The organism is Brevundimonas sp. (genome assembly GCF_036676055.1).
Classification (GTDB): domain Bacteria; phylum Pseudomonadota; class Alphaproteobacteria; order Caulobacterales; family Caulobacteraceae; genus Brevundimonas.
Genome location: NZ_JAKFDS010000029.1, coordinates 61,807 through 77,685 on the forward strand (window position 1 = coordinate 61,807; position 15,879 = coordinate 77,685).

A 15,879-nucleotide genomic window follows, 5' to 3' on the forward strand; every position below is an offset into this window, starting at 1 on the left:
CGTGAGCCCCGCCCTGATCGCATACCGGCTCCTGACCCGCCTGATCGAGCCCCTGGCGCCGCGCCTGCTCGACGCCCGCGCCAAACAGGGCAAGGAAGACCCCGCCCGGGTCGACGAACGCCTCGGCCTCGCCTCGGTCGCCCGGCCCGCCGGCGACCTGGTCTGGCTGCACGGCGTCAGCGTCGGCGAGACTCTGTCCCTGCTGCCCGTGGTCGAGCGGCTGCGCGAGAAACGGCCCGACCTGGCGGTGCTGGTCACCTCGGGCACCCTGACCTCGGCGACCCTGCTGGCCCGACGGCTGCCCCCCGGGGTCCTGCACCAGTTCGCGCCCGTCGACACGCCCGGCGCGGTCGCCGCCTTCCTCGACCACTGGCGTCCCGCCGCCGCCGTCTTCGTGGAAAGCGAACTGTGGCCGAACCTGATCCTCGAGGCCCGCCGTCGCGAGGTGAAGCTGATCCTCGCCAGCGCCCGCATCACAGAGAAGACCGTCGACGGCTGGCGCCGCTTCCCGGGCGCCGCCCGCGAAATCCTGACCGCCTTCGACCGCGTCCTGCCGCAGGACGAGACCTCCGCCCAACGGCTGGAAAGCCTCGGGGCCCGCATTGACGGCCATGTGAACCTGAAGCTGGCCGGGGCCGCCCCGCCGCATGATCCCGGCGCCTTTACCCGCCTCAGCGCCGCCATCGGCGACCGGCCCGTGGTCGTCGCCGCCAGCACCCACGACGGCGAGGAGATCGCCCTCGTCCGCGCCCTCGACAAGCTGGCCGACCGCCTGTGCCTGATCCTCGTGCCCCGCCACCCGGAACGGCGCGGCGACATCGCCGCCGCCCTGACCCGCGACGGCTACCGTTTCGCCCTGCGCTCCGACGGCCGCGAGCCCGACCGGGACACCGACCTCTATGTCGCCGACACCCTCGGAGAGATGGGCCTGTTCCTGCGTCTGGCCGATGTCGTGGTCATGGGCGGCAGCTTCTCCGCCGCGCTCGAGAAGCCCGCGGTGGGCGGCCACAATCCGCTGGAGCCGGCCCGTCTCGGCAAGCCCGCCGTCACCGGCCCGGACATAAGCAATTGGGCCGCCGTCGCCGACGCCCTCGTCGCCGCGGGCGGCCTGGCCGTGGTCGAGGCCCCGTGGGATCTGCCCGCCGTGCTCGCCCCCCTGCTGGCCGACGACAAGGCCGCCCGCGCCATGGGCGACCGCGGCCGCCGCGCCGCCGCCGAGGCCGGCTCGGGGCTCGACCGCCTGTGGGACAGCCTGACCCCGCTGCTGCCGCCCCCGCCGGTCCGGGGGCGCGCATGAAGCTCAACACCCCCCGCTGGTGGTACGACCGCGAGCGCCGCCATGCGCCGATGACCCGCATGCTGCTCAAGCCCCTGTCGTGGGTCTGGGCCGCCGCCACCGCCCGTCGCATCGCCCGTGCCGAGCCGGTCGACCCGGGAGCCGCCGTCATTTCGGTCGGCAATCTCACCGTCGGCGGCTCGGGCAAGACCCCGGTGGCGCGCGAGGCCCTGCGCCTGCTGCACGAAGCCGGGATCGAGGCCCACGCCCTGTCGCGCGGCTACGGCGGCAGGCTGAAGGGCCCCGTGCGGGTCGATCCCGCCGTCCACACCGCCGCCGACGTCGGCGACGAGCCGCTGATGCTCGCCCTCGGCGGCCCCGCCTGGATCGCCCGCGACCGCGTCGCCGGGGCCCGCGCCGCGGCGGAGGCGGGCGCCCGCGCCGTGGTGCTGGACGACGCCCACCAGAATCCGGCCCTGAAGAAGACCCTCAGCCTCGTCGTCGTCGACGGCGAGACCCGCGACGGCGAATGGCCCTTCGGCGACGGCGGCGTCTTCCCGTCCGGCCCGATGCGCGAGCCGCTGCGGGCTGGCCTCGCCCGCGCCGACGCCGTGGTGGTGCTGCTGCCCGCGGACACGCCCCACGCCGATCCGGAACTGGTCGCGGCCTTCGGCTCCCTGCCGGTCTTCGTCGCCCGTCTGGCGCCCGCCGCGCCGCCGCCGACCGGGCCCCTGATCGGCTTCGCCGGCATCGCCAAGCCGTGGAAGGTCGAGCGCGCCCTCGACGCAGCAGGCGCCGAACTGGTCGACTTCGCCCCCTTCCCCGACCACGCCGCCTTCCGCGACGCCGACCTGAATTTCCTCGCCGAACACGCCGGCCGCGCCCACGCCCGGCTGATCACCACCGAGAAGGACTGGTTCCGCCTGTCGCCCGAATGGCGCGCCCGGGTCGTCTCATGGCCGGTGAAAGCCAGCTTCGACGACGAAGGCGGCTTTCAGGCGCTGTTGCTGGGCGCCGTTCACTCGGCCCGGTAGACCACCCCGCCCTTCATCACGAACCGCACTCGCTCCAGCTCAGTGACGTCGGCCAGAGGGTCGCCGGCCACGGCGATCAGGTCCGCCGGCAGGCCCGGCGCGATCCGCCCCGCCTCGCCCTCGATGCGCAGGTGCGCCGCCGCGCCGACGGTGGCCGCCTGAACGGCTTCCAGCGGCGTCATCCCGGCCCGGACCAGCAGGGCGAACTCTTGGGCATTGTCGCCGTGGGCCGAGACGCCGCTGTCGGTCCCGAAGGCGATCCTCACCCCGCCCTCATGCGCCCGCCGCGCCATGTCCAGCATCTTCGGCCCCGCCTCCAGCGCCTTGGCCGTCTGGGCCGGGGTAAAGAAGTTGTCGGCCCCCGAGGCGATGCGGGCGACATAGTCCCCGGCCAGCAGGGTCGGGACCAGATACGTCCCCTCGCGCCGGAACAGCCGGATCGACTCATCGTCCAGATAGGTCCCGTGCTCGATCGAGTCGCCGCCGGCGCGCAGGAAGCTGTTGATCCCGTCGACGCCGTGGGCATGCGCCGTCACCTGCCGCCCCATCCGGTGGCCGGCGTCGATGATGGCCGCCAGCTCGGCATCCGAGAACTGCTGCCCCAGCCCCGCCGCCGTGTTCGACAGCACCCCGCCGGTGGCGGTGATCTTGATGATGTCGGCGCCCGCCCGCACCTGGGTCCGCACCGCCCGCATGCAGTCCTCCGGCCCGGAGCAGACGCTCTCCGACGACAGAAGGTGCATGACGTCCTCGCGGTAGCCGTTGATGTCGCCGTGGCCGCCGTGGATGGACACAGACGAACCGGCGGCGATGACCCGCGGCCCCGGCACGTCGCCGCGCCGGATGGCGTCCCTCAGGGCGAACACCGACTCATTGGTCCCGCCGAGGTCGGCTACGGTCGTGAACCCCGCCATCAGGGTGCGCCGGGCGTACCGGGCGCCGACGAAGGCCTGTTCGGCGTTCGACTGGGTGACCTCCTCCAGCCGCCCGTTCGGGTTCTGCTGGCTGGTCAGATGCACATGGCTGTCGATCAGCCCGGGCAGGACGAAGGAGTCGCGCAGATCGACGATCTCCCCTTCCCCGACAAAGCCGTCGCGCACCTCGACGACCTGGTTCCCCCGGATCACGAGAGTTTTACTGCGCTGCACAACGCCGGTTTCCGGATCGGCCAAAAGCCGCCCAACCTGCACGAACACGGTTCCTCCGGGCCCGGAATCCGGAGCCGCGGCGGGCGTTTGCGCTGCGGCGCCGGTGGCCAGCAGAACGGCGGCGGCGGCCAACAATCTTGTGATCGACTTCACGAACCCCTCCCGAAACGGCTCCTTCACCTTAGACCCGCTATCGTCCGCGCCAAGGCACAGGTTGCTACGGGCGTCGTGATTTGAAACAACCCGTGACTTCTCAAACGTGCGAGGGGCGTCGCATGCAGTTGGCGAGACGAGGCTTCATTCTGGGCGGCGCGGCGCTGATGTCGGGCTGCGCCACCGCGGCGACCCGGCCGGTGATCACCACCGCACAGGCCCAGGTTCCGCCGGTCCCGGCCATCCAGACCGGGCGACCGCCCGAGCTCATCACCTCGCAGCTGAACTCCACCCGCCCCCTCGATCCACGCGGATCGGTGCGCAAGGATCTGATGGACCGGGCCCTCGCGGCGCTGGACATCCACAAGGACAGGATCACCCAACGCGACCGGATGTATCTGGTCGACTTCAAGAAATTCTCGGGCGATGAGCGGCTGTACGAGGTCGACCTGCACGGCGGCGCCGTCACCCTGATGCGCACCAGCCACGGCCGGGGCTCCGACCCGTCGCACACCGGCTTCGCCCAGCAGTTCTCGAACACCCCCGACAGCTACATGTCCTCGGTCGGGGCCTACGCCACCGCCGGGGCCAGCCACGGCGCCCAGCAGGGCCCGAACGTCCTGCTGGACGGGCTCGAGTACACCAACAACATGGCCCGCGAGCGCGCCATCATCGTCCACGGCGCCGACTACGCCGACCCGGCCTTCCTCGCCCGCGAGGGCAAGCTGGGCCGCAGCTACGGCTGTTTCTCCGTCGCCCACCACGACCTCCCCGCCCTGCGCGAGCGGATGGGCGAGGGGCGGCTGCTGTTCGCCTGGGCCTGAGGCCGGACGGTTCTCCCGGGCGACCGCCATCCGCGCCGACCGGTCAGCGCGGATGGCTCGCATGATCACCCGGCGTGAGTGCGCAAATAGCGCTCGACCAGTGTCGCGAAGAGGGGCGGACGTTCCTGCATCGGATAGTGGCCGCAGTCCGCAATGACCTGAACTTCGGCGTTCGGGTGCAAGGCGAGGAAGGTTTTCTCCATCTCCGCCTCATCCAGTCCCGGGTCGCGTTCTCCGATCAGCACCAGGAAAGGCGTTTCGAGTCCCCGGACATCCTCCACAAAGGCCGTCGTCAACATTCTCAGATACCCCGCCCGGCAGGCAGGATCGACCGTCAGCCGGCATTGGCGCAGCTTCGCCTCAGCCCACTGGTCCGACAGGTCGCCGCTGACAAACCGGATCATCCGGCGGAAGGCGTCGTCGTCCTCGGTTGTCAGCGCGAAAAACGCCAGCGCCTCGGCCGGAGCCGGCGACCCGGCGGCCGATATCGGACAAACGGCGACCACGCTCTTGATGCGATCTCCCGCGTCCGCTGCGAGGCGCTGGGCCACCATTCCCGTCATCGAGTGGCCGACCACATGGAAGCGGGTCCAGCCCAGCGCCTCCGCCACCACGAGGCAATCCGCGGCGGCCTCACGAGCGGTGTAGTCGCCGGTCAGGCCCCGGGAGTCTCCATACCCGCGGAGGTCCACGAAGACATAGGTGAACGTGATCCCGTCGAGATAGGGTCTGACCGGGTCGTAGGTCGTATGATCGCCGTTCCAGTCGTGCAGCACCATCACGTGCTCGGAACCCGTTCCGTGCACCACGAAGCCGAGGACGTCCCTGGCGCATTCAGTTGTCTGGTTCATCTCAAACATTTCCCTTTCAATCTGGCTCTGAAGCCAAAGGGATCGTCCTCGCCGCGCGAGGACGTTTGAGACGGCCCAAACTCATCAGCTTGGTCAGGGAGTGTCAATCCCGGCGGGCACCGGTCGACCGATCAGGCCCCGTCGCCGCGCTCCAGCGCCCGCCAGCCGATATCCGTCCGGTGGAATCCCCCCGGCCAGTCGATCTTCCTGATCGCCGCATAGGCCCGCTGGCGCGCCTCGGCGATGTCCCTGCCGCGGGCGCAGACGTTCAGCACCCGCCCGCCGGCGGCGGCCAGCTGCCCGTCGTCCCGCCGCCGGGTGCCGGCGTGGAACACCTGCACATGCGGTCCGAAATCCTGCTCGGCCCCGCGGATGATCGAACCCTCCAGCGGGCTGTCGGGATAGCCGCTGGCGGCCAGCACGACGCAGATCACCGTCTCCGGCCGGAACTCGGGCGGGGCGACCCGCGTCAGGTCCCCGCGCGCGCACGCCAGCAGCAGCGGCACGATGTCCCCGTCCAGCCGCATCATCAGCACCTGGCACTCCGGATCGCCGAAGCGGGCGTTGAACTCGACCACCTTCGGTCCGGCCTCGGTGGCCATCAGCCCGGCGTACAGCACGCCGCGATAGGGCATACCCTCGCGCGCCATGCCGGCGATCACCGGCTGGACGATGTCGCGCTCCGCGGCCTCGACCAGCGCCTGGGTGAAGACCGGGGCCGGCGAGTAGCTGCCCATGCCGCCGGTGTTCGGCCCCAGATCCCCGTCATAGGCGCGCTTGTGATCCTGGGCCCCGCCCAGCAGCAGCGCCCGCTGGCCGTCGCAGACGGCGAACAGCGAGCCTTCCTCGCCGTCCATGAACTCCTCGATGACCACCCGCGCCCCGGCCGTGCCGAAGCGGCCGCCCAGCATCCGCTCGATCTCGCCCTCGGCCTCGCGCTTGCTGGCGCAGATGGCCACGCCCTTGCCCGCCGCCAGGCCGTCGGCCTTGATCACATAGGGCGGCTTGAACACCGACAGCGCCTGCCGCGCCTCGTGCAGCCGCTCATAGACGCCGTAACCGGCGGTCGGGATCTCGTGCCGCTCCATGAAGGCCTTGGAGAAGGCCTTCGACGTCTCCAGCTGGGCCGCCTTCTTCGTCGGTCCGAAACACGGGATGCCGGCCGCGGCCAGCCGGTCGGCCAGTCCGGCCTCCAGCGCCGTCTCCGGCCCCACCACCACCAGATCGGCCTTCATCTCGCGGGCCACGGCGGCGAGGCCCTCGGCGTCGGTGACCTTCAGCGCGACCCGCTCGCCCAGCTTGTCCATGCCCGGGTTGCCGGGCGCGATGACCAGCCGCCGCACGAGGGGCGACTGGGCGATCTTCCACGCCAGGGCGTGTTCGCGTCCGCCCGATCCCACCAGCAGGATGTTCATCCCCGCGCAATGACCGCACCTGCGAAGCCGGTCAAGCGTGCGCCGCCGTTATCCCGCTTCAGAGCAGCGCCGAAACCACATAGACCGCTGCGGCCAGCAAGACGATCGCGCCGATCATCAGCCACGGGCTCAGGGCGGGGCCGCTGCTGCGACGCTCCAGCCCGTGCTCGCGGGGGTCCTGGTCGATGGGATCAGTGTCGCGAGGGTCGGCGGCCATGCTCGTAAACCACCGCTCCCGCCCGGAGTTCCACCGCTCCGCTCTCGCGGATGTGACCTCTGCACCGCCCGGCGGCGGACCTTCGCCGTTGCGCATCCACGCCGTTTATGGATCACTGCGGTCTTCGAGCCCTGATCGACGGAGGCGTGCCATGGGCGTGTTTCTGCAGTCGCTAAGGGACGGGGGGCCGTCCCACGCGGTGGAGACATCCGAAGAAGGCTTTGTCGTCGTGCCCCGGCGGCGGACGAACCGCGCCGACTTCAACCGCTTCGCCCGCGAGGTGATGGAGCATGCGGGCGACGACTACGTCGCCCTGCCCCGCTACGACGGACCCTTCAACTACGACCGCGTCTTCATCATTCCGATCGAGAATTGACCGCCGCTATTCGGGAAACCCGGGCAGGCCGTGGCTCCACGGCTGGACATAATGCCGGAACTCGAGCGCCGGGCCCCCGACCAGGCCGCGCTTTTCCTCCAGAAACCGCCGCCACGTCGCCACGGGCCCGGTCAGGATCATCTCGGGCCGGGTCTTCATCTGCCTGAGAACGCGCAGCCCGTCGCCCTCGTAGTCCCTGACCGCCGCGATGATCTGATCCTTCAGGTCGCCCCAGACCTGCGCCCGGACTGCTTCGGCCCGGGGATCGGGCCGCCTCGGCGCGGGCGAGGCGTCGACGAACCGTGCCGACAGCTCGATCTGCCGCCGCGCTTTGGCCGTCTCGATCAAGGTTCGCGTTTCGGGGTCCAGCATGGGCGGCGTCCGGGCGGAAGAGCGCTGTCCTATAACAGGCCGGACCGCCCCGGGGCCTGACGAAAGGCGCCTGCCATCATCCTGCCGCGCCGACCGATGATCCGTCGGCGGCCGGCATCCGGTCGGGTGGGCGCTATGCCGGCCCGGCTCCGCTGGCAACCGGGGCCCGTTCGAATGTCTGCACATCCCCGGTTCGCCAGGTCAGACCGTCGTCACGGCTCATTTCATAGGTGGCTCGAAACCGGTCGGGACCAAGGCGCTCGAACGTGATGCGCTCGCGGGCGAACCATGCCTGGAGCTCGGGCGCGGCCTCGAACGCGAGAGTCTCTCCAGTCCAGCCCTTGCTTCGCAGCACGCGCGCGCCGCCCCCCTTGTTGCTGGCCATGACCAGCACGACGTCGCCGGAACGGCTGTCGACCGAGATGACGCCGCTGTAGGCGAAGGTGTTCGGCGCGACCTCGGCGTGGTCGACCCTCATCGCCTCCCCATCCAGCGTCGTCCTGAAGCTGAAGGTGGAGGCGACGGGCAGGCCGCTGCGTGCAAACGTGCCCGCCCCGGCCCAGTCACCCTCAAGATAGGCGGTGATAGATGTCGGCAGCGTCGGCCGGACCTGCGCCGCGGCGGCCGGCGGGCTGGCGACCTGCGGGCGAGCCTGCGCGATCGCTCCCGGAAGCGCCACGACAAGGGCGATCGCACAGGGAAGGATTGTGAAGCGGTTCATGACAGGCCCTTCCGGCAAGAATTCCAACCCGACACCAATAGCCGGGGTCACGACGCCTCACGACGCTTGCGACCAAGGATCGATGGAATCGGACGGCGCATTCGACGCCGTCACCAGTCACGGATGCGCCTACCGCGCCGGCTGAGCCCGGACGCCCTGGGTTTCCGGCACGTACAGGCCGGTCACCAGACGGGTAATGAACCCGCCCGGCTGGTCGCGCGGGCCGAAGCGGGCGCAGGGGTCCGGCTCGGCGATGGGCCGGACCTTCCGGTCCGCCGGAGCGAAACTGTCGCCCACCTGATCCCCGAACACCTCGGCGAACTGCAGCGCATCTCCCACCCGCGACAGCGACGGATTGTCCGTGCCCACGACATTGGCGGACCGCGCCCAGGCCAGGGCGGCGGCCTGGGCGCCGTCGACCGCGACCAGTTCCGCCTCGACGGCCAGCGTGCCGGTGGACCCGGGCGGTCGGATGCCGATCGGCCCCGGGATGAAGGCGCCGGCGACGGCCGCGAGACCCGAGCCGACAGGCTCGGTCGGCGATATCCGGGTCACCGCGACCCGCACAGCCGCGGCGTCGGGCGCCGGAGCCTCCAGCACCGTGAACCGCTCGCTGAGCTCGTAACAGACCTGCCGGTCCACCTCGCCGAGAACCAGGGCGACATCGTTCGGCGCGACGCCCTCGGCCGCGCCGGGCGCCAGTTGCGAGGGCTCGATGAACAGGCGCTCGATCGCGGCCGCCAGCCCCTCGTCCCGCCGGTCCCGGACCGACACCCTTAACGTCCCCGCCTTGGTCTCCAGCCCGTCGTAGCTCGACAGGAAGCCCGCGTCCGGCGCCGGCGCGGTCTGGCAGGCGGCCAGCGAAACGGCCCCCGCTGACAGCAGGGCGAGACGGCGGACGGTCGAGCGGTTCATCGGCGGGTTCTTCACCTTGCGGCGCGGACGCCGACGAAGGCCGTATACGGGCGGGGTCTCCCGGCGGATCGGCGGCTCCCGCCGACTTCACCCCGGTCCGGAAGTCGCTTCCCGGCGGAGGGCGGCGAGCACCTGCCTGGCCGCCACGATCGCGCCGTCCGACCGGATCCGGCCCGCCACCGCTGCGGCCCGGGCGCGCACCTCCGGGCTGAGGGCGGTCCCCAGCGCGACAGACAGGGAGTCGAGGGTCGGGGTTGGGCCTTCATGCGCCGCGCCGAGGCCCATATCGGCGACCCGTCGGGCCCAGTAGGGCTGATCCGCGATCTGGGGGACCACGACCTGGGGCGCGCCGGCGCGGGCGGCCGCCGCCGTCGTGCCCGCGCCGCCATGATGCACGACCGCGGCGACCCGACTGAACAGCGCCTGCTGGTTGACCTCGCCGAGGGCGAAGGCGTCTTCCCGATCGTCGTCCAGCGCCAGCCCGGCCCAGCCGTGGGACAGGAGCACGCGTCGCCCCCGGGCCCGGACGGCGTCGATCGCCGCCCGCGCCGCGTCCTTCAGGGCCGGCATGGGCATGCTGCCGAAGCCCAGATAGACCGGCGGCTCCCCGGCCTCGAGAAAGGCCTCGAGCTCCGGCGCAAGCGGGCGGTCGTCCGGCAGGATCCACGCTCCGGTCTGCACCACCTCGCGCAGGTCCGTCGGCTCCCACGGGGCCAGGGTCGGATCCGCGGCCAGCAACGGCCGGTCGGTGAAGACGAGGTCGCGGACATTGTCGGCGGGCGCCAGGCCGATGGAGCGGCGAAGCGCGTTGATCGCCTCTCCGAACACCGCGTTCATCGTCGCCACATCCCGGTCCCACAGCAGGCGGTTGTCTGTCTCCTCCGGCGGGACCGGATGGCCCGGATAGGGCGGAGGCCGGTGGTGATGCGAGGGCAGGAAGTAGGGACAGTAGGCGCCGTAGAGGTAGGGAAGCCCCCGCTGCTCGGCGACGCATCGCGCAGCGGCCGTGGAGGGGAACAGTCCAGTGGCCAGCACTGCGTCGCAGCCCTCGGCCGCCGCCGAGATCGCCTCGAACTGGGCCGTCAACACCCCGGCCGCACGCTCGGGCAGGGTCATCGGCGGGCGGTTCGCCAGGGCGTCGGCCACCCATTGCCGGATAGGGGCGCAGGCCGGGGCCAGCCGGGCGCCCGCCCGGGTCGCCAGCGCCGCCAGTTCCGGGTCCGGGGGGATGCACAACACCGCCTCGACGCCGAGATCCCGCAGCGCCGCGGCGAGAGCCGCCACCGGCTCGACGTCCCCCCGCGATCCAAAGGTCGACAGCAGCACACGCATGGCACCCTCCATCCAGATTAGAGGGCTCGACAAACTGCGCATAAATCGCCGCGCGGCAATTCTTGAACGGATTTGTTTCGTACCCAAATCCCTGTCAGGCCGGACCGGGGATTTCCCCTCCCGTTCGCCCCCCGCCCCCGCTAGTCTCCCCCGATGAGCGACGACTCCTACGTCTTCGAGGGGCCGGCCGACGCGCCGCCGCCCGCGCGGGACAACAATCCGCCCCAGACGGTCTCCGAGCTGTCTTTCGCCCTCAAGCGCACGCTCGAGGACCGCTTCGGCCATGTCCGGCTGCGCGGCGAGATCTCCAAGGTCAACCGCCACGCCTCGGGTCACATCTATCTGACCCTCAAGGACGACAAGGCCGCCATCGACGGCGTGGTCTGGAAGGGTCAGGCCCGCGGCCTCGGCGTCCAGCCCGAGACCGGGCTCGAGGTCATCGTCACCGGCAAGATCACCTCCTACCCGGCCCGCTCCTCCTACCAGATCGTCATCGAGACCATGGAGGCCGCCGGCGCCGGCGCCTTGTTGGCCCAGCTGGAGCGGCTCAAGGTCAAACTCCAGGGCGAGGGCCTTTTCGACCCGGCCCGCAAACAGCAGATCCCGACCTTCCCCGCCGTCATCGGCGTCATCACCAGCCCGACCGGCGCGGTGATCCGCGATATCCTGCACCGCATCGCCGAGCGCTGGCCGTGCCGCGTCATCGTCTGGCCGGTCGTGGTCCAGGGCGACGCCGCCTGCGGCCAGGTCGCCAACGCCATCCGCGGCTTCGACGCCATGACGCCCGGCGGCGCCCTGCCCCGCCCCGACCTGCTGATCGTCGCCCGCGGCGGCGGCTCAGTCGAGGACCTGTGGTGCTTCAATGACGAGGGGCTGGCCCGCGTCGTCGCCGCCGCCCGCATCCCGATCATCTCGGCCGTCGGGCATGAGACCGACACCACCCTGATCGACTTCGTCTCCGACCGTCGCGCCCCGACCCCGACCGGGGCCGCCGAGATCGCCACCCCCGTGCTGGCCGACCTGCGCGCCGCCGTGCTGGACCTCGACCGCCGCCTCGTCCGCGCCGGCGGCCGGCTGATCGAGGAGCGCCGCACCCGCCTGCGCGCCGTTGAGCGCGGCCTGCCCTCTCGCCCCGAGGATCTGCTGGCCCTGCCGCGCCAGCGCCTCGATCACGCCGGCAGCCGCCTCGGCTCGGCCCTGCACCGCAATGTCGCCGTGCACGAACGCCAGTTCATCACCGTCGCCGGCCGCCTGTCCCCTGCGGTTCTCGACCGGGCGCTGGAACGTCGCCGCGACCGCCTCGGCGCCTTCGGCGACCGGCTGCTGCCGGCCCTCAACAAACATCTCGCCGCCCACCAGACCGCCCTGCTTCGGGTCTCTTCGCGCCTGTCCCCCGAGCCGCTGCGGCGCCGGCTCGACCAGCGGGCCGCCCGGCTGGACGCCGTCGGTTCAAGGCTGTCGCCACTCCTGGACGGACGGCTGCAACGCGACGGGGCCAGCCTCGCCGCCCTTGGCCGGGCGCTGGCCTCGCTGGACCCCGGGCGGCCAAAGCCCGGATTCGCCCGGGTCGAGGACGCGGACCGCAACTGGCTCACCTCGGCGGCCGCCCTCCAGCCGGGCCAGGCCGTCCGCCTGGTCTTCGCCGACGGCGCGCGGGGGGCCCATGTCGACGGCGACGGCGCCCCGCCCGCCGCCCGCCTGAAGCCCCCGGCGCCCCGTCCCAAGGCGCCGCCGGCCGGCCAGGGCGACCTGTTCTGACGGGCGAAAGACCTTTGCGCCCGGTCCGACCCCGGGCTAGCCTTCGCCCATGACCGAGCCCGCCGCGGAACCCGCCACCCTCCATTTCGCCGACGGCGAGTTCGCGGTGCTGAAGGGCGGGCGTTTCGTCGCCTGCGCCGTCAGCGGCCGCGCCATTCCGCTCGAGATCGTCCGCTACTGGTCGGTCGGACGCCAGGAGGCCTACGCCGGCCCCGGCGAGGCCCTGCAACGAATGGCGTCGGCCGGATGATCGCCGACCGCCGCGCCCTCCTCGCCGGAGCCGCGGCCCTGGCGGCGACCGGAGCGGCGCGGGCCCGCCCCGCCGACGACCTTCCCCTGACCGGCCGTTTCGTCCAGGGCGGCCACGCCCTCGGCCGGACCTGGCCGCGGGCCCTGATCTTCGTCGACGGCGAGGCCCTGACCGCCGCCTCGGCGACCGGCGACTTCATTGTCGGCTTCGACCGCGACGCCCCTGCCAGCCTCCAGATCGAGGCCCGCGCCGACGGCCGCTCGGCCCGGCGCACCCTCGACATCGCCCCGGGCGACTTCGCCATCACCCGCGTCGACGGCCTGCCGCCCGCCACTGTGACGCCCACCGACCCGGCCCTGCTCGAGCGCATCGCCCGCGAGGGCGCGCTGAAGACCGAGGGTTTCGCCAGCCGCCTCGACGCCGACCATTTCCGGGACGGCTTCGACTGGCCGCTGGCCGGCTTCCGCGTCACCAGCCGCTGGGGCGCCCAGAGGGTCCTGAACGGCACGCCGGCCCGGCCGCACTACGGCATCGACCTCGCCGCGCCGCAGGGGACGGTGATCCGCGCCCCCGCCGCCGGGCGGGTCGTCCTCGCCGAGCCCGACCTGCATTTCGAAGGCGGCCTGGTCCTGATCGACCACGGCCAGGGACTGATCACCGCGTATCTGCATCAGTCACGCCTCGACGTCCGCGCCGGACAGGATGTGAGGCGTGGTGATTCGGTCGGTCGCGTCGGCATGAGAGGCCGCGCCACCGGCCCGCACCTGTGCTGGCGCATGAAATGGCGCAACCGCAACATGGATCCGTCGCTGCTGGTGCGAACCTGAACGCGAGTAAGCGGTTAAGTTTCACCTGATCGCCGGTCAGTCATGGACGGGTAAGACATCGGTCCCTAGGATTCGGCCCAGACGCGCCGAACGCGCTTTACTGACCGTCTCCAATGCCCTCCCTCGCCGCCATCCAGGTGCTTCTCGTCGACGACAATCCGCACATGCGGACCATCGCCTCGGCGGTGCTGAAGTCCGCCGGAATCCGCAAGGTGTTCGAGGCCGGCGACGGCGGCGCGGCCCTGCAGGTGCTGCGCGAGCACGCTATCGACCTGGCCATCGTCGACTACAACATGTTCCCGCTGGACGGCGTCGAGTTCACCCGCCTGGTCCGCAACAGCCCCGACAGCGCCAATCCCTATCTGCCGATCATCATGATGACCGGCCATTCGGGCAAGCAGCGGGTCTATGAGGCGCGCGACGCCGGCGTCACCGAATTCCTCGCCAAGCCGATCACCGCCAAGGCCGTGCTCGATCGCATCCAGTCGGTGATCTGGAAGCCCCGCCCCTTCGTCAAGACCGAGGGCTATTTCGGTCCGGACCGCCGCCGGGTCACGGCGCCGGGCTTCCGCGGCCCCTTCCGCCGCGCCACCGACGCCGCGCGCGAGACCACCGGGCCGGCAACCGCCGCGCCCCTCTAGGCCTCGTTCCCCTTCAGCGCCGCATAGACCCGGTCCGGCCAGCGCTTGTGCACCCAGAACCAGTCGACCGGGTTTTCGCGCACCCGATCCTCGATGAAGCTCGTGACCGCCTGCACCCCGCGGGCGATGTCGGCCGAGCGTTCGCCGGTCCCCTGCAGTTCGATCGGCTCATGGACCGTCAGCCGGAAGCGCACCCCCGGCAGCCGCACCACCGACAGGGGCTGCAGCACCGTGCCGAACCTCAGCGCCAGCCGGCTCGGTCCCGGCGCTGCATTGACCGGCTGGCCGAAGAAGATCGCCTCCGGCCCTTCCGAGAATTTCTGGTCGTTCATCAGGGCCACGGACTCGCCCCGGGCCATGCCCTCCAGCAGTTCTCGCGCGCCCTCACCGCCCTTCGGCGCGAACAGGGTCACGCCATAGCGCGCCCGCGCCGCCCGGATCTGGGCGTCGACATAAGGGTTGTTGGCGGCGCGATAGGTGATCTGGCACGGCACGCCCGCGCCCACGATGGTCGCCGCCAGGGTCTCGAAATTGGCGAAATGCCCGCTGACGAAGACCACCGGCCGCCCCGACTCGCGGATGGCGTCCAGCCGTTCCCGCCCGACCACCTCGACCCGGTCCTCGGCCACCAGCCGGTCCATCAGCGCCGTCTCCGCGAAGGCGCGCCCGGTCTGCTCCCACTGCGCCAGCGCCAACGCCTCGCGCTCGGCCTCGCCCATGTCCGGGAAGGCGATGCGCAGGTTTCGCATCACCGTCTTCTGCGTTCCCGTCCGGGGCCCCAGGGTCTTCAGCAGCCAGCCGCCCAGGGCCGAGGCCCGCTCGACTCCCAGCAGCCGCATCAGGCCGATGAAGCCCGCAAAACCGACCGCCTGCAGCCGCCAGACCAGGTCCTGACGCAGGCTCACGCGCCGGTCTCCGTCACCAGGCAATGGTGATCCCGCCATCGACCACCAGCGTCTGGCCGGTCATGTAGCTGGATGCCTTCGAGGCCAGATAGACCGCCGCCCCGGCCATTTCGTCCGGCTGGCCGATCCGCTTCAGCGGCGCGGGGTCGGTGACCTGTTTCAGCAGTTCGGGGTTCTCCCACAGGTATTTGGCGAAGTCGGTCTGCACCAGCCCGGGCGCGATGCAGTTGACCCGCACGTTCGACGGCCCCCACTCCACCGCCAGGTTGCGCGCCAGCTGCATGTCGGCCGCCTTGGAGATGTTGTAGGCCCCGATCAGGGCGTTGCCCCTCAGCCCGCCGATCGACGAGACGATGATCACCGAACCCGCCTTCCGCTCCAGCATCTGCGGCGCGACCATCTGGATCAGCCAGTGGTTCGAGACCACGTTGTTCTGAAGGATCTTGCCGAACTGGTCGTCCGAAATCCCCGCCATCGGCCCCGCATAGGGATTGGTCGCGGCGTTGCAGACGAGGATGTCGATCTTGCCGAAGGCCGCATTGGTCTCGTCGACCAGCCGCTGCAGATCCTCCTTCGAGGCGATGTTGGCCGGCACGGCGATGGCCCGGCCCTCGCCTTGCTTCGCATTGATGGCGCTGGCCACCTCATCGCAGGGTCCCGCCTTGCGCGACGAGATCACCACCTTCGCCCCGTGCTCCGCCAGCCGTTCGGCGATGGCCTTGCCGATGCCCCGCGAAGAGCCGGTGATGACCGCGACCTGGCCGGTCAGATCGAACAATTCCATCGTTAACCTCGAAGAGTGGGGAGAATCCGTGCACGAAGCCTAGGCGAACTGCCGTGATACCCCGATACTCGGGCGATTCC

18 protein-coding genes are annotated in these 15,879 nt (G+C 71.3%); 8 read left to right on the plus strand and 10 right to left on the minus strand.

What is annotated here, in order from left to right:
* Window position 1 precedes the first annotated feature (1 nt).
* Both V6M45_RS05380 and lpxK read left to right on the plus strand, forming a co-directional pair.
* On the plus strand, window positions 2-1,297 hold the full coding sequence (locus V6M45_RS05380; protein ID WP_332654590.1) for a 3-deoxy-D-manno-octulosonic acid transferase: 1,296 nt from the start codon (window positions 2-4) through the stop codon (window positions 1,295-1,297).
* The gene (gene lpxK / locus V6M45_RS05385) at window positions 1,294-2,310 is read left to right on the plus strand and encodes a tetraacyldisaccharide 4'-kinase (protein ID WP_332654591.1); all 1,017 of its coding nucleotides are present in this window, start codon (window positions 1,294-1,296) and stop codon (window positions 2,308-2,310) included. The genes V6M45_RS05380 and lpxK overlap by 4 nt, the downstream gene beginning before the upstream one ends.
* On the opposite strand, the gene V6M45_RS05390 is transcribed toward lpxK, so the two are convergent.
* A complete protein-coding gene (locus V6M45_RS05390) occupies window positions 2,295-3,602 on the minus strand; it encodes an amidohydrolase family protein (protein ID WP_442880547.1) in 1,308 nt (435 codons plus the stop codon). The two genes, lpxK and V6M45_RS05390, sit on opposite strands and share 16 nt — an antisense overlap.
* Before the next feature lie 131 nt (window positions 3,603-3,733).
* Here V6M45_RS05390 and V6M45_RS05395 point away from each other — a divergent pair, with 131 nt between their 5' ends.
* Complete coding sequence (locus V6M45_RS05395) at window positions 3,734-4,435, plus strand: murein L,D-transpeptidase catalytic domain-containing protein (protein ID WP_332654593.1); 702 nt, start codon at window positions 3,734-3,736, stop codon at window positions 4,433-4,435.
* A gap of 65 nt (window positions 4,436-4,500) precedes the next feature.
* Here V6M45_RS05395 and V6M45_RS05400 read toward each other — a convergent pair whose 3' ends face one another.
* From V6M45_RS05400 to V6M45_RS05410, 3 genes are all read right to left on the minus strand, one after another.
* Complete coding sequence (locus tag V6M45_RS05400; protein WP_332654594.1) at window positions 4,501-5,286, minus strand: alpha/beta fold hydrolase; 786 nt, start codon at window positions 5,284-5,286, stop codon at window positions 4,501-4,503.
* Between the two features lie 131 nt (window positions 5,287-5,417).
* Window positions 5,418-6,701 (minus strand): phosphoribosylamine--glycine ligase, encoded by a 1,284-nt coding sequence (gene purD, locus V6M45_RS05405; RefSeq protein WP_332654595.1) that lies wholly within the window; start codon window positions 6,699-6,701, stop codon window positions 5,418-5,420.
* 58 nt (window positions 6,702-6,759) lie between these two features.
* A complete protein-coding gene (locus V6M45_RS05410) occupies window positions 6,760-6,918 on the minus strand; it encodes a hypothetical protein (RefSeq protein WP_332654596.1) in 159 nt (52 codons plus the stop codon).
* A 151-nt stretch (window positions 6,919-7,069) separates the two neighbouring features.
* Between V6M45_RS05410 and V6M45_RS05415 the strand changes: the two genes are divergently transcribed.
* Complete coding sequence (locus V6M45_RS05415; protein ID WP_332654597.1) at window positions 7,070-7,294, plus strand: hypothetical protein; 225 nt, start codon at window positions 7,070-7,072, stop codon at window positions 7,292-7,294.
* A 6-nt stretch (window positions 7,295-7,300) separates the two neighbouring features.
* On the opposite strand, the gene V6M45_RS05420 is transcribed toward V6M45_RS05415, so the two are convergent.
* The 4 genes from V6M45_RS05420 to V6M45_RS05435 all read right to left on the minus strand — a co-directional run bounded on the left by V6M45_RS05420 (window position 7,301) and on the right by V6M45_RS05435 (window position 10,634).
* Complete coding sequence (locus V6M45_RS05420) at window positions 7,301-7,666, minus strand: hypothetical protein (RefSeq protein ID WP_332654598.1); 366 nt, start codon at window positions 7,664-7,666, stop codon at window positions 7,301-7,303.
* 133 nt (window positions 7,667-7,799) lie between these two features.
* Window positions 7,800-8,387: a hypothetical protein gene (locus V6M45_RS05425; protein ID WP_332654599.1), complete on the minus strand. Its 588-nt coding sequence runs from the start codon at window positions 8,385-8,387 to the stop codon at window positions 7,800-7,802.
* 129 nt (window positions 8,388-8,516) lie between these two features.
* Window positions 8,517-9,302 (minus strand): DUF3313 family protein, encoded by a 786-nt coding sequence (locus V6M45_RS05430; protein ID WP_332654600.1) that lies wholly within the window; start codon window positions 9,300-9,302, stop codon window positions 8,517-8,519.
* An 87-nt stretch (window positions 9,303-9,389) separates the two neighbouring features.
* Window positions 9,390-10,634 carry a glycosyltransferase gene (locus V6M45_RS05435; protein ID WP_332654601.1) on the minus strand — a complete coding sequence of 415 codons (1,245 nt, stop codon included), beginning with the start codon at window positions 10,632-10,634 and terminating at the stop codon, window positions 9,390-9,392.
* A 153-nt stretch (window positions 10,635-10,787) separates the two neighbouring features.
* Between V6M45_RS05435 and xseA the strand changes: the two genes are divergently transcribed.
* The 4 genes from xseA (at window position 10,788) to V6M45_RS05455 (ending at window position 14,110) form a co-directional block, all read left to right on the plus strand.
* A complete protein-coding gene (xseA, locus tag V6M45_RS05440; RefSeq protein WP_332654602.1) occupies window positions 10,788-12,392 on the plus strand; it encodes an exodeoxyribonuclease VII large subunit in 1,605 nt (534 codons plus the stop codon).
* Between the two features lie 49 nt (window positions 12,393-12,441).
* Window positions 12,442-12,642: a DUF2093 domain-containing protein gene (locus V6M45_RS05445; RefSeq protein ID WP_332654603.1), complete on the plus strand. Its 201-nt coding sequence runs from the start codon at window positions 12,442-12,444 to the stop codon at window positions 12,640-12,642.
* Window positions 12,639-13,469, plus strand: coding sequence for a M23 family metallopeptidase (locus V6M45_RS05450; protein ID WP_332654604.1), 831 nt, complete (start codon window positions 12,639-12,641; stop codon window positions 13,467-13,469). Before V6M45_RS05445 ends, V6M45_RS05450 begins: the two co-directional genes overlap by 4 nt.
* Before the next feature lie 113 nt (window positions 13,470-13,582).
* A complete protein-coding gene (locus tag V6M45_RS05455) occupies window positions 13,583-14,110 on the plus strand; it encodes a response regulator (protein ID WP_332654606.1) in 528 nt (175 codons plus the stop codon).
* Here V6M45_RS05455 and V6M45_RS05460 read toward each other — a convergent pair.
* Window positions 14,107-15,054: a lysophospholipid acyltransferase family protein gene (locus tag V6M45_RS05460; protein WP_332654607.1), complete on the minus strand. Its 948-nt coding sequence runs from the start codon at window positions 15,052-15,054 to the stop codon at window positions 14,107-14,109. The genes V6M45_RS05455 and V6M45_RS05460 overlap by 4 nt on opposite strands.
* Window positions 15,029-15,799 (minus strand): SDR family NAD(P)-dependent oxidoreductase, encoded by a 771-nt coding sequence (locus tag V6M45_RS05465; protein WP_332654608.1) that lies wholly within the window; start codon window positions 15,797-15,799, stop codon window positions 15,029-15,031. Before V6M45_RS05465 ends, V6M45_RS05460 begins: the two co-directional genes overlap by 26 nt.
* Window positions 15,800-15,879: the final 80 nt, after the last annotated feature.

Bases quoted from the DNA above. Each gene is read 5' to 3' on its own strand.
- lpxK (WP_332654591.1), top strand. From the start codon at position 1,294: ATGAAGCTCAACACCCCCCGCTGGTGGTACGACCGCGAGCGCCGCCAT.
- V6M45_RS05395 (WP_332654593.1), top strand. From the start codon at position 3,734: ATGCAGTTGGCGAGACGAGGCTTCATTCTGGGCGGCGCGGCGCTGATG.
- V6M45_RS05400 (WP_332654594.1), bottom strand. From the start codon at position 5,286: ATGAACCAGACAACTGAATGCGCCAGGGACGTCCTCGGCTTCGTGGTG.
- purD (WP_332654595.1), bottom strand. From the start codon at position 6,701: ATGAACATCCTGCTGGTGGGATCGGGCGGACGCGAACACGCCCTGGCG.
- V6M45_RS05410 (WP_332654596.1), bottom strand. From the start codon at position 6,918: ATGGCCGCCGACCCTCGCGACACTGATCCCATCGACCAGGACCCCCGC.
- V6M45_RS05415 (WP_332654597.1), top strand. From the start codon at position 7,070: ATGGGCGTGTTTCTGCAGTCGCTAAGGGACGGGGGGCCGTCCCACGCG.
- V6M45_RS05420 (WP_332654598.1), bottom strand. From the start codon at position 7,666: ATGCTGGACCCCGAAACGCGAACCTTGATCGAGACGGCCAAAGCGCGG.
- V6M45_RS05425 (WP_332654599.1), bottom strand. From the start codon at position 8,387: ATGAACCGCTTCACAATCCTTCCCTGTGCGATCGCCCTTGTCGTGGCG.
- V6M45_RS05430 (WP_332654600.1), bottom strand. From the start codon at position 9,302: ATGAACCGCTCGACCGTCCGCCGTCTCGCCCTGCTGTCAGCGGGGGCC.
- V6M45_RS05435 (WP_332654601.1), bottom strand. From the start codon at position 10,634: ATGCGTGTGCTGCTGTCGACCTTTGGATCGCGGGGGGACGTCGAGCCG.
- xseA (WP_332654602.1), top strand. From the start codon at position 10,788: ATGAGCGACGACTCCTACGTCTTCGAGGGGCCGGCCGACGCGCCGCCG.
- V6M45_RS05445 (WP_332654603.1), top strand. From the start codon at position 12,442: ATGACCGAGCCCGCCGCGGAACCCGCCACCCTCCATTTCGCCGACGGC.
- V6M45_RS05450 (WP_332654604.1), top strand. From the start codon at position 12,639: ATGATCGCCGACCGCCGCGCCCTCCTCGCCGGAGCCGCGGCCCTGGCG.
- V6M45_RS05455 (WP_332654606.1), top strand. From the start codon at position 13,583: ATGCCCTCCCTCGCCGCCATCCAGGTGCTTCTCGTCGACGACAATCCG.
- V6M45_RS05460 (WP_332654607.1), bottom strand. From the start codon at position 15,054: ATGGCGGGATCACCATTGCCTGGTGACGGAGACCGGCGCGTGAGCCTG.
- V6M45_RS05465 (WP_332654608.1), bottom strand. From the start codon at position 15,799: ATGGAATTGTTCGATCTGACCGGCCAGGTCGCGGTCATCACCGGCTCT.